Origin of the sequence: Bacillus pfraonensis, assembly GCF_050768835.1 — a bacterium.
Lineage (GTDB): Bacteria > Bacillota > Bacilli > Bacillales > Bacillaceae_G > Bacillus_A > Bacillus_A pfraonensis.
This window is the reverse complement of the sequence record NZ_JAHCDO010000058.1, coordinates 1-12,753: the sequence shown is the minus strand read 5'-3', so window position 1 is coordinate 12,753 and position 12,753 is coordinate 1. Positions and strand designations below refer to the sequence as shown.

The window sequence follows — 12,753 nt, the reverse complement described above, 5'->3', positions numbered from 1 at the left end:
AAGGTTCAATCCTACACAACCAAGCAAACGAACGGCAATATTGCGATTGTAGGTAACAAAATGAAATTACCGAAACTTGGCCTTGTTCGCTTTGCCAAAAGTCGTGAAGTAGAAGGTCGTATTCTAAATGCAACGATTCGACGTAACTCAAGTGGTACATACTTTGTATCTATCCTTGTCGAAACAGAGATACAAGAAATGCTTAAAACGAAATCCACTTGTGGAATGGACGTTGGGTTAAAAGATTTTGCTATTCTTTCTGATGGAACAACATACAAGAACCCTAAATTCTTCCGTATATTAGAAGAAAAGTTAGCAAAAGCACAACGTATCCTTTCCAGAAGAACGAAAGGTTCTTCGAACTGGAACAAGCAGCGTATGAAAGTTGCAAGAATCCATGAACATATTGCCAATGCGAGAGCTGATTACTTACATAAACTCTCTACTGAAATCATCAAAAACCACGATGTCATCGGTATAGAAGACTTACAAGTCAGTAACCTGCTCAAAAATAGAAAGCTTGCAAAAGCAATTAGTGAAGTATCTTGGTCACAATTTCGAACGATGTTGGAATATAAAGCAAAATGGTATGGCAAACAAGTTGTTGTGGTATCTAAAACATTTGCTTCCAGTCAGTTATGTTCAAATTGTGGATACAAAAACAAAGATGTTAAAAATCTAATAATTCGTGAGTGGGATTGCCCTTCTTGTGGCACACATCACGATAGAGATAGGAATGCAGCGATCAACCTGAGAAACGAGGCAATTCGTCTCTTAACCGTAGGAACTACGGGGATAGCCTAATCCATTAGAGTTCGATAGAACTCCGTACTTAGGAATCTCCCACTTCAAACAGTCCGTAAGGACGTTAAGTGGTGAGTAGTTCAACGAACACACTAAAATAATACCTATTTTCATTCATTGTTTGCTCTATTAATAAAAAACGTTATTCTTTCTTAGAAAGCAGTAAAGAAAGAATAATGTTTTTTTGTTTTTTGAAATTGTTTGATTTCTTACTGCAAAAGAGTCTGATTAGTTAATAACATATTGAATTACATGTTATTTTGCATTTTTTCAATACCTAATGATACGTCTTTCTTGGTATGCGCAATCCAAGCTATATGACCATCCGGTCGAATCCAAACTGTACCTATATTTTCTAACTCAGAATGTTGTATTTGTCCTACAATCACTCTTGCATGTGAATCAATGTTTATTTTATCTACCATATCTACATAAGAAGGATGTATCAATAAAATGAATTTCCCATCATGCATCACTTCATAGAGTGTGTGAGTGTTCTGATCTTGTGCATAAATAGAAAAATTCGGACATCTTTTTCCTAGCCATGGATGTTTTTCCATATTATGCATAGGTGGATACATAATTCCTAGACCACTTACTTTTTCAGCTAAATCTTGATTCACTTCTGGATATGTGAGTAAGTGAGAAAATAGCTCTCTTAGTTCCATCCCAGCATTTGAAAAGTTCATCATTAATTGTTCTTGCGCTTGTGTCTCTTTTAAAAATTGTTTTCCTACAGCATGTCGTTCAATATGGTAACTTTCTAATAGGTTTTCATATTTTTTCTGTTTTATAGCTAATCCCAATTTCCATCCTAAATTAAAAGCATCTTGTAAACCTACATTTAAACCTTGTCCACCTGCAGGTAAATGAATATGTGCCGCATCTCCTGCTAAGAATACACGCAAATGCCGATAAGTATCTGCTAATTTGGTTGCATTTCCAAAACGAGAGAGCCAAATCGTTTCCTTAATTTGAATACGTTCACCTGTAATACGATAAACACTATCCATAAGCCCCTCTTCTGTGACAGCAATTTGTACAGGTATATGCTGATATACAGGATCTACAATTGCAAAACGAAATAAACCAGGCGTAATCGGTACCATCATTACTATCCCATGTATATTAGATATAGAGAAAAATGGATTATCTGGAATATCTTTTAAAATCACATCTCCCAATATAGCAGTGGCTGTAGTATCCGTTCCACTAAATGGTATATGCGATAATTCGCGTACGATGCTTCTTGCACCGTCAGCGCCTACTACATATGGAACTTCTAGTTTATATATATTTTCTCTTTGCTCTATTTCTAGCTTTACAAATGTTTCATACTGTTTTAAGTTCTTCACAGTATGCCCTCGTTTGATGTCTACACCTAATTCTAATGCGCGTTCTTCTAATATTTCTTCTGTAATAGATTGAGGGATAAAAAGTGTGTAGGGAAAATCTGTATCTAAATTTTTGAAGTTTAATCTTGTTTCTAAGACAGCAAAATGACTTGTATCTAATTTTTTTCCACGAGATAAAAATCTGTTTTCAATACCTCTCATAGCCATCAATTCTAAGGAGCGAGGATGTAATGTCATTGCTCTAGAATTTCGTATACGATCTACTCTTCGTTCCAACACAACAACTTTTATACCTTGAATAGCTAATTCACATGCGGTCATTAATCCTACTGGACCACCACCAACAACTGCTACATCATAATGATTTCCCATGTCATACCCTCCATTTATTTGATTGATTAGGACTAATCGTATAAAAACATGTACACATAATAGATTCCCAGTTAATAAATATTATGTGTTATGTATGCAAGTATAGCGCATTTTTGTTTCTTAGGAAACAAAAATGCGCTTAGAATATGAAAAATGAGATCATAAATTCGTTGTTCCCCAATGTATTGAATTCTCATAAACAATTATGGAAAGATAAAAATTTCGTTTTGGGGAACATCTAATTTCTTAGGTTGATGGATGTGTGACGGTACCCCTAGAAGTAGAATATCCATAAAGAGCGCTATCCTTTTTAATAATTATACGAAAAGAATAGTATTTTTCTTATATTAAGGAAATGTGATTAACTGCGAAAGGTAAAACTTCGATGCTATCTCTACCTTTTCTTCCGTTCCAACTTTATACACCGTTTGTTAAAACCTAGGGAATTTTAAGGTGACAAGCGGCAGGCTCCCTAATTGTAAAATGTTTTAGTATTCTGCGCTTGTACCGAAAATAGCTTTTTATTTAACTTTGGAATATACATTACTAAAAATACAGAACGCCCTATACTAAATACGATAAAGGCGAACCATAAGCCGTGATTTTGAAAGCTAGGCACTGCGATAAATTGAGCAACGAGATAAGCAATTAATGCTAAAATCATAGAATTTCGAATGGGTGCTGCTTCTGTTGCCCCTGTAAAAACACCATATATAATAATTCCAAAACTTGCCGAAAGAGGGAATAGCGTAATCCATATTCCATAGGTGTTTGCCAACTCAATAACACTTGGTACACTCGTAAATAGTGTAATTATATTATGACCAAGCAAGTTGTAAATACCTGCGATAAAACAGGACGAAAAGATTGCCCACTGACACGATAGTGAAAGTGTCTTTTTGTACAATTGTTTATCTTTTGCTCCAATTGCTTTTCCTACAAAAATACTAGAAGCATTCGCAAATCCGTCAAAGCAGTACGCCATGATGTAATGAATTTGGATAAGAACAGCATTTGCTGCCAAAACCTCTGTTCCAAAGGAAGCACCTTTCGCCGTAAACATATTAAACATGGTTAACAAACAAAATGTTCTGATGAATAAATCGCGGTTAACGCTCATCATTTTTTTGAACGAAGCAAGATTAAAAATTTCTTTTAAAGAAAGCTGCTTACATGTAAAAGGAACAGCCTTCCATATAATGATGATACCTATCATAAAGGCCATTATTTCCGATATTAAAGTTGCTGCAGCTACGCCAGACACTGTCCAAGAGAATACGTTGACAAATAATAGGGCTAGAATAATATTCATAAGATTCATAGAAACTTGTATCATTAAAGAGATTTTAATCTTAGACATCCCCATTAACCATCCGAGGATAACGTAATTCATTAAAGTAAACGGAACACCCCATATGCGAATACTAAAATAATCAGATGTCAACGTTCGAACGTCAGACTCCGGATTTATTAAGGTTAAAAATAAATATTCGACAGGGTGCCGCAGAAGAATAAAAATAATCCCTACTACAATTGCTGCTACAAATGGCCTTGTTAGGGCTAAAAACCCTTGTATATCATCGTTTGCTCCATACGCTTGAGCAGCAAATCCCGATGTACTCACTCGCAAAAAACCAAATAACCAATACATCGTATTAAAAATGATGGTTCCTACAGCCACTGCCCCAATATAAGCAGGATCAGGCAGCTGCCCGACAACTGCTGTATCTACAGCCCCTAATAAAGGGGTTGTTATAGTTGAAATGATCAAGGGAATGGCTAACGTAAGATAGGATCGATGATTCATAGTTTTCCTCCTTCATCTCTCATGCCTGAGGATGGGAGTAATGCCTCCTCCAGAAAGAGAACGGTAACGAGGATGCTCGGAAAGAATGGACGAGAGCAAAGTTTGCGCAACGGGGTGCCGCGAGATGAAAAACTGGTCTTTATTTTCGCATAGCTCAACTACTTCTCCTCTCTCCATCACAGCCAAAGTATCAGATATAAAATAGGCAGCTTTTATATCATGTGTAATAAAAAGGTATGAGAGACCAAAAGCTGACTTCAACTCACTCAACAAGTTTAAAATGTTTGTTTGGTTGACCATATCCAAACCACTTACCGCCTCGTCTAATACAATTAGCTTCGGTTTTAAGGAAATCGCTCTCGCAATATTAATTCTTTGCAGCTGTCCCCCGCTAAACTGATGAGGGTACTTTCGCATATCCTCACGATTCAAACCAACTCTTTCTAGTAACTCTCCAACGGTCCGCCTCTGTTCATCCCGGGACATTCTTTCATAGTTTTGTAACGGTTCCCTAATAATTTGTTCCGCAGTCATTCGTGGATTTACCGAAGAGTAGCAATCTTGAAACACTACTTGAAGATCACGGCGAAGCCGTTTACGGGTGGTACGGTCTATGTTATAAAAATCATGTCCCTGAAACAGAACTTGTCCCTTTTGCGGTTTCTCCAATCCAAGGATTACTTTTCCCAGCGTACTTTTCCCAGCTCCGCTTGTTCCGAGAAGACCGAGACACATTCCTGGCTCTATGGAAATAGAAACGTTGGAAAGTACTTCTTTTCGTTGATCCGTTCTGCCAAACAAGTTATAGGAACCATACATATGTGTTACGTTCTTAACCTGCAGTAAACTCATGGGCTCACTCCCTGTTTTTAGGATAATAATGCTACTTCAATAATGTTAGAAAATCCTGAGATCTTTCGTTAAATTGCAGCGTCGGTCGAGCATGAAGCAACTTTTTCGTATACTCATGCTGTGGATAATCAAATAGCTGATAAACGTCTGCTTTTTCTACAATTCTTCCATACTGCATCACAATGACATCGTCAGCTAGTTCCGAAATAACTCCTAAATCATGAGAAATTAATAGGATAGATGTACCATATTCCGAACGAATAAAATCCAACTGCTGCAGCACCTGCAGTTGGTTTGTCACATCTAGCGCTGTTGTTGGCTCATCAGCAATAATTACAGATGGCCGCAGGCATAGGGAAATAGCAATCATTACCCGCTGTAGCATTCCTCCACTTAGCTGAAATGGGTATCTACGCATAACATCTAAAGTATTTGGCAAATTTACATCATGTAAAGAGTTCTCAGCCAGTTCAAATGCTTCTTTCTTTGTTAAAGCAGTATGAGTGCGAATCGTTTCAATGAATTGGTTTCCAATCGTATATATAGGGGTAAAAGCATTCATTGGATTTTGCATAATAAGGGCAATCTCTTTCCCTCGAATCCGTCGCATCTCCTTCGCACTCAGCTCATTTAGTTCTCTATCGTGCAATCGTATACTACCTTCTATACTTGTTGTTTTACGATCTAGCAGTTGCAGAAGTGACAAGGAAGTAACGGTTTTGCCGCTGCCACTTTCTCCAACAAGCCCGAGCACACGCCCAGGCTTTAGTTCAAAATGGATATCCTGCACTAAGGGGATTGTTCCAGTGGGGGTCTTTATCTTTACATGCAGGTCACTTACCTCCAAAACATTACGCTGTTTTTCTATCAATTGTCTCACTCCTTTTTAAAAACGTCGTTTTGCCCCAAACCGATCTGATAAAGCTTCTCCCAATATATTAAAAGTGATGACAACGAGCATAATCATTACACCTGGATATATCATTAACTCTGGATTACTTCGTATATACGATTTCCCTTCATGAATCATAGCACCCCACTCAGGTGTAGGTGGCTGAATACCTAGTCCTAAAAACGACAGAGCGGAAATATCCATAATAGCCCACCCCATTTCAAGTGTCCCCATCACGACAATAGGAGGAAGTACATTCGGGATAATATGTCGTCTAATAATTTTCCATTGTGAAGATCCGTTTATTCTCGCAGCTGTAATAAAATTCTGCTCCTTTAAACTGAGTACTAAGCCTCGGAACATCCTCGCGTAATACACCCACTGCACAAGCACCATTGCCAAAATTACCTGTTTCATTCCTGGACCAAATATTCCTACAAGTCCAAGTATGAGTACAAGATTCGGGAAGGCCATCACTCCCTCACAAAATCTCATTAATATAAGATCAATTCTGCCGCCCTTGTAACCAGCAAAAGTTCCGATAAGCAAACCAATCCCTAAGGAAGAAATAAAAATTAAAGATGCAATCCCTAAAGAAATACGACCACCATGTAAAAGACGAGACAGATTACACCGTCCTAAATAATCAGTACCCAACGGATATTCTATGGAAGGCTGCTTTAGTTTTAATGCTAAATTCACTTGAATGGGATCATGCGGAGAAATCCACGGAGCCAAAATCGTAAGGATAAACAGAACGATTAAAGTGAATGAGCAGACTACAATGATGATTTGATGCTTGAAAACACCTCTTATACTTGCAATCATTAGTCCGTTCCTCCTTTCCAAGAAACCCGCGGGTCCATATACATTTGCACAATATCCACAATCAGATTACATAAAATAAATAGACAGGCCGCAAGAAACACATAGCATTGGATGACTGGTATATCCCGGTTAAAAATTGCCTCAATAAAATAACGTCCAAACCCAGGCCACGAAAAAACGGACTCAACAATAATCGTTCCAGTCAGTAGCTTCCCAAAATTCATCCCAATTCCTGTAATCATTGGTAAAATTGCAATTCTCAATACATGCTTTATTAGAATGACACGCTCATGAATCCCCCTTGTCCTCGCATATAAGACATACGAATCTTGCAAATTCTCTAGTACACTTATGCGTAGCAAACGAGTATAAATCGCAATGAGCGGCAAAGCCAGTGTTACGGATGGAAGAATCAAGTGCCTCCATGTTCCTGCCCCCTCCACAGGAAACAGATTAAACTTCACTGCAAACAAATAAATTAATAAATAACCGAGCCAAAACTGCGGAATTGAAGCACCGAAAAAAGCCAGAACTCGACTAAACTGGTCCACGACCCCATTTTTCTTCACTGCAGCTAAAAATCCGATCGGCACACTAACGAGTACAGCTACGAAAATACTACTAAAGGCGAGCTGGATCGTCGTAGGCATCCGGTATACAACCTCCTGCCAAACTAGCTTGTTAGAAAGATAAGATATGCCAAAATCAAGTTGGCATATCTTAATAAGAGATTGAATATATTGCACAAACAGTGGCTGATCTAAACCAAACTCCTGTCTTTTTTGTTCTAACATCTCAGCTGTCGGCTGAATATGGGCAGCTGCGAAATATGCTTCAGCAGGGTCGACCGGCGACAGATGAATCAATAAAAAAGTAAGAAGTGTTGCAAAGAGAAAAATAGGAATGATGGCAAGAAATCGTTTGATAATATAGCTACCCATTATTTCTCATCCTTCCGTTTCCTAGTTATTAATGCTAATTCCAGTGAATGGATGATCATCACGATTTGCCGGGAATTCAAAGCTAGTTACATCCTTTTGGTACACAGCTGTTTTCTTAATATAAGAAATTGGCACGATTGCTGCTTGGTCCTGCAATGTCTGTAGGATAGTGTTGTATAACTCTTTTCGCTTTTTCTCATCCGTCGAGGCAAATACTTCTTTTATTTGTTGATCAAGCTGTTGCTTCACTGGCAAGTTTGACAAAGCATCTGAGAATCCAAAGCCGTCCATTGAAACAATGTTAAGGAAGGTATGTGGATCATATGGAGCTCCATAGTTACTGTAGAAGTTCAAATCAAAATCATTTTCGCCAAACCGTTTTACTTGAACAGGCAGCTCAACACCAGTAATATTCAGCTTAACACCTATCATCGCCCACTCAGCTTGAAGGGCTTCTGCCATCGCCTTTTGGATTTGGTTTGATTTATCATACATCAACTCCAGCTCCAATGCTTTACCATCTTTCTCTCGAACACTTTTTCCGGATGGCAGCTTCCATCCTGCTTCTTCTAAATACTTCTTCGCTTTTTCTACGTCATACTTAATAGGTGTTGTTTTAATATTGGTATATAGGAGGTTTGGAGCCAAAATATTGTCTGCCTTCTCTTCCAGTCCAGAAGTCACTCCTTCTACCATCGCTTGCTTGTTAAAACCATATTGAAGCGCTAAACGTACTTTGATATCAGAAAGCTGCTCTTTTGTCGTGTTCATAACCAACTGTCTTGTTGCAACAGGTTCAGAAATACTTGTTTTATATTTTCCTGACTCTTTTAATTGTTTAAAAGCATCTAAACTAATAGCGCCTTCTCCATAAATTAAATCGAGTTCACCTTTTTCGAAAGCAAGCACTCTCGTCTCTGCATCAGGAATTGTTTTAATTACAATTTTTTCAATCTTCGGACTTTTACCCCAATAATTCGGGTTGCGAGTAAATACCGCATATTCATCCTTCTTATATTCCTCTAGCATCCATGGGCCTGTTCCAATAGGTTTCTTCACTCTTTGTGAAGTATCACCATCATCCGGGAAGCCTGCTTCACCTAAAAAGCGTACTGGACGGACTACCGCTAACTCCTGCAATGTTGGATAATAAGCCTGCTTTAATGTAATTTTAAAGGTAGAATCATTTACTGCCTCAGTCTTATTAATCATGTTGATTAATCCTAGCCAGCTATGTATTTTCACATTTTTCATAATCGCATCAAAATTCTTTTTCATGATATTCGCATTAAAAGCGGTTCCGTCAGAGAATTTTACATTTTGACGAAGTTCAAAAGTATATTCCTTGCCGTCCTCAGATATTGTCCATGATTCAGCAAGCGCTGGTTCTAGCTTACCGCCTTCTTTATAGCTAACCAATGGCTCGTAAATCATCGCTTGTGCAATCAATTGCGAAGGATTGTAAACATGCGGATTCATCTCTCCTATATCCCTTGGCCAAGACAAAGTGAGAGTTTTTTCTGTATTACTCGTTTCTTTTTTAGCTTCCTGCTCATTATTTTGTGGTGTACAACCCACAAAGACAATAGACAGCAGTAGAATCATTGCTGATAGTAATATACCGATTTTCCTTTTCTCTCTAAACATTAGTAAATGCTTCCCCCTTAAAATTAATAAAAAACAATGAAATTGAAAATCATTATCACCAACTAATGATAGTTACTAAGATAATTCCTGTCAATGAAAATTACGAATAATTGGGGGTGCTACCCATCGCTATCGAGCTAATAAAACAAAATAAGCCCTTCATTTCAGTTTAAGAATTAACAAGAGTCCGTCATTGCAATTCCCAGGGTATCCATTTCACTTCAAAATAAAGAACCTGAATAAATTTTTTCGTATCGATATGAATAGGTAATGTTTGCTCATTATTCAACTCTGTCATCTTTCTTCTTACGTTTGTAAAATCAAAAAAACTAGAAGCACAATTTTCAAACTTCAGGTTTGAAAGATCAGTAAGTCCAAGGGATGCTAAATGGTTTAATGATTGATAAATCGCCCTTCTAATCCGTTGTTTGGAGGTATCAATCGACCTTTTTGATTTGATCTCTTCGGCTGATTATCCAATTCTTTTTTGAGCTAAATGTATAAAAAATCTCTTTTAAAGAAGGAAAACCTTGTTCAAACGTTTTAGCTTGTTCGTATTAATATAAATAATCCAGCATGTCCATTAAATCTTTACTTCCGCTTTCACTTCTCTGCGTACTTTGATAACTATCCAATTTAAGCACCATATTGTGCGATTCTTGGATGTTATTTATCGGTTTTTCCAATCGGATTCGTTCGATGACTTTCTGAACAACTGTTAATACTTCAATCCGGTTAATAGGCTTAATAATATAGTATTCAACACCAAGCGAATATGCTTCAGCAATTAATTCTTTTGTTTCTACTTGAGAAACCATGATGATTTTCCCTTTAAACGATGGTTTTATTTGACGAATTGTTTTTATTCCATCTTGAATCGGCATTAACAAATCGATAAATAAAATGTCTATATTTTTGAGGATTAGCATTTTTTGATCGAACAATGAGCCATCCTCAGCTTCTCCTACAACCTCTCCAAGGTCCTCATCCTCGATAATTTGAGCCAACATTGAGCGAACCGCTTTCTCATCATCTACTATATAGAAATACATAGAATCATCCTTTCGCGATTATGGGGTTAATCCCTAGTCTAATTTATATAAATGGCCTGTAAGGAAAAGAATATAGGCTAAGTATAAAATTCAAAGTTCACCCTTTGAGGCGCTTTCGAATCTAAACTAATAGAAACGTATCTTTAATTTATAATCAAAAGTACAGAATCTTACCAAAAAGTACATTTTTTATAAAACAATTTTTAAAGTATTTAAAATTCATTTTGGCGTAAAAACTTCGAGATAATCACTGTGAGTTTCTAAAGGTTCTGGTACAAATATACAAAGAGGAACGAGGATATTACAATAATCCCACTGGTATTCTCCGTTAAAGAACTGCAGAACTCAATGGGATGAAATCTTTCGGTATTGATGTAGATCAAGAGCGTATAACGATAGTTTCTGGCACACAAAACGTTTTTGCAATATAATTAATTAGAATTATACATTCGCGAAATGGAATAAGGCGTCTCACTTTTTGAAGTTGGACGCCCCATAATCTTGTATGGTTACATTCACATGATATTTAATCGGTACCCTACTAAATGTTTGATCCCAATCTTTTTTGACTTTCTCCCATACTTTTGGTTCTTCAATTCTTAATAGGTTTCCAAAGCCAGCAACGTCAACTTGATATTTTTTCTGCATTTTTTCTGTTACATGATGCACCAAGTGCTTTACTTCTTGTTCAGCAACTTTTTCTGCCCTTTTTAAAAATTCATTTTCAAAACCTTTTCCTGAGTGCATCCAATTTTCAGACACACGCCCTTCTGATTCAATGTTTACATCAAAAGAAATCTTATTCCCCTTAACATGTGGGGTGATTTTGCTTTTTATGGACTTTATCTCGTAGATGATGGGTTGCCCTGTCTTTTTATCAAAACCTTTTACCACACCACCTTTCCTTTTTCCGTTAATCCATATTAGTCCCTCTAATTCCTCTTCATTTAAAAAACCACGTAACTTATTTGTATTTCCTTTGATTATGGCAGCTCCTGCAAATTTTACTTCACCGTTTGTCGAAATTACATTTTGTAAAAGAAAACTAGATCCTGCTTCCATCTTACCTCCTAATTTAGCGAGCGATACAGGAGGTAAAATTCTTGTTATTCTATATTGATTATCTCCAATCCCAATCAAATGAAACGCTGGAATTTCTCCTATTTCCTTTGATTCCAGCGTCTCACTAGCTCGCCCCTTGCTGATTAACACAAGACAGCTAAGTCTACTCTCACTTTCACGGAGATACTGATCAAGTAATTGGTCTAAACTATATTTGCGTACAAGATTCTCACTAATCACAATCACTTTTAAATGTGAAGCGAACAAAGGACGATCTCTTCTTAATGAAAATTCACGAATCATTTGATGAATAGAATCTCCAGTCTCAGAAACATTAACATAACGTTTTTGTTGTGCCCCGTCTCCTTTACTCCCCGTTTGTTGGCTTGCAATTTGATAAGTAGATGTTATAAGGTTTCTTTTAGGATACCCTCCTCCTCGGTCCTTAATCTCTTTCTCAATTGTTGACTCCTTACCTTTATCCAATGCTACAGCTAAAACTAAACTCAACTCTTCAATTTCTTTGCTACTCCAGCACCCTGTCAGAAACAGGAGCACAAGTATCGAAAACAAAGTCAAAAGAACCCGTACATAGTGAAAGTTATTCTTCACGATGCCCCCCCTTTTCTCTTTAATCGCGTGACGATAAGAAGGAGCAATGGTAGTAACCCAAATAAAAATATAGCAGTATTGCCGACCATATCCCCGAATTTAAGTAGATCATTTATATTTTTCGAAGTCATAGCAATGATATAAATAATTGGAAGCAAAGCAAACATAAAAGGATGAATGCTCTTTTTGAAGAGTTGTGCTAGCCCCAGTGCAGCAGCGTAGTAACTGATCGTATATGTAGCAAATATTTGCATAATCCATATTACAAGCAATAAAGATTCAAAACGTTCAAATATCAAACCAGAAATTTCAAAACTGCGCATGAGATCAATTGTCGGCCAAGTTCTCGTTACAACTCCATCGACGGATAATGCACCGATGACCATTACGACCGTTATTACGTAAAAGATTAACGGAATAGAAATTCCAACTAGAATGACTTTTACTGCTTTGTTTGGTTGCTCCATAAACACCAAAAGGATTAACATGATTTCAGGACCTGTATATGCGAGAGCAGTTGTCTTTATCC

General features: G+C 37.2%; 10 protein-coding genes and 1 pseudogene. 1 reads left to right on the top strand and 10 read right to left on the bottom strand.

The features are described from left to right. Window positions 1-804: IS200/IS605 family element RNA-guided endonuclease TnpB (gene tnpB, locus KFD70_RS27730; RefSeq protein WP_431613516.1), on the top strand; the 804-nt coding region annotated here is incomplete at its 5' end. Window positions 805-1,052: 248 nt separating this feature from the next. Here the strand turns inward: tnpB and KFD70_RS27725 are convergent. The 10 genes and pseudogenes from KFD70_RS27725 to KFD70_RS27680 form a co-directional block, all read right to left on the bottom strand. Then, window positions 1,053-2,531, bottom strand: a complete 1,479-nt coding sequence (locus tag KFD70_RS27725; RefSeq protein WP_336454479.1) for an FAD-dependent oxidoreductase — start codon at window positions 2,529-2,531, stop codon at window positions 1,053-1,055. Between the two features lie 472 nt (window positions 2,532-3,003). Continuing rightward, complete coding sequence (locus KFD70_RS27720; RefSeq protein ID WP_336454480.1) at window positions 3,004-4,338, bottom strand: MATE family efflux transporter; 1,335 nt, start codon at window positions 4,336-4,338, stop codon at window positions 3,004-3,006. Window positions 4,339-4,350: 12 nt separating this feature from the next. Further along, window positions 4,351-5,190, bottom strand: a complete 840-nt coding sequence (gene nikE, locus KFD70_RS27715; RefSeq protein ID WP_336454481.1) for a nickel import ATP-binding protein NikE — start codon at window positions 5,188-5,190, stop codon at window positions 4,351-4,353. A 31-nt stretch (window positions 5,191-5,221) separates the two neighbouring features. Beyond that, the gene (locus KFD70_RS27710; RefSeq protein ID WP_336454482.1) at window positions 5,222-6,061 is read right to left on the bottom strand and encodes an ABC transporter ATP-binding protein; all 840 of its coding nucleotides are present in this window, start codon (window positions 6,059-6,061) and stop codon (window positions 5,222-5,224) included. A 15-nt stretch (window positions 6,062-6,076) separates the two neighbouring features. Next, window positions 6,077-6,910 carry a nickel ABC transporter permease subunit NikC gene (gene nikC, locus KFD70_RS27705; RefSeq protein ID WP_336454483.1) on the bottom strand — a complete coding sequence of 278 codons (834 nt, stop codon included), beginning with the start codon at window positions 6,908-6,910 and terminating at the stop codon, window positions 6,077-6,079. After that, on the bottom strand, window positions 6,910-7,851 hold the full coding sequence (gene nikB, locus KFD70_RS27700; RefSeq protein WP_336454484.1) for a nickel ABC transporter permease subunit NikB: 942 nt from the start codon (window positions 7,849-7,851) through the stop codon (window positions 6,910-6,912). The genes nikC and nikB overlap by 1 nt, the downstream gene beginning before the upstream one ends. A 21-nt stretch (window positions 7,852-7,872) precedes the next feature. Then, on the bottom strand, window positions 7,873-9,498 hold the full coding sequence (gene nikA, locus KFD70_RS27695) for a nickel ABC transporter substrate-binding protein (RefSeq protein WP_336454485.1): 1,626 nt from the start codon (window positions 9,496-9,498) through the stop codon (window positions 7,873-7,875). Between the two features lie 190 nt (window positions 9,499-9,688). Beyond that, window positions 9,689-10,550 (bottom strand): annotated as a pseudogene (locus KFD70_RS27690) (response regulator). A 471-nt stretch (window positions 10,551-11,021) separates the two neighbouring features. Continuing rightward, a complete protein-coding gene (locus KFD70_RS27685) occupies window positions 11,022-12,224 on the bottom strand; it encodes a Ger(x)C family spore germination protein (protein ID WP_431613515.1) in 1,203 nt (400 codons plus the stop codon). Continuing rightward, a partial coding sequence (locus KFD70_RS27680; RefSeq protein ID WP_431613514.1) for a GerAB/ArcD/ProY family transporter occupies window positions 12,221-12,753 on the bottom strand: 533 nt, incomplete at its 5' end. The genes KFD70_RS27680 and KFD70_RS27685, both read right to left, overlap by 4 nt.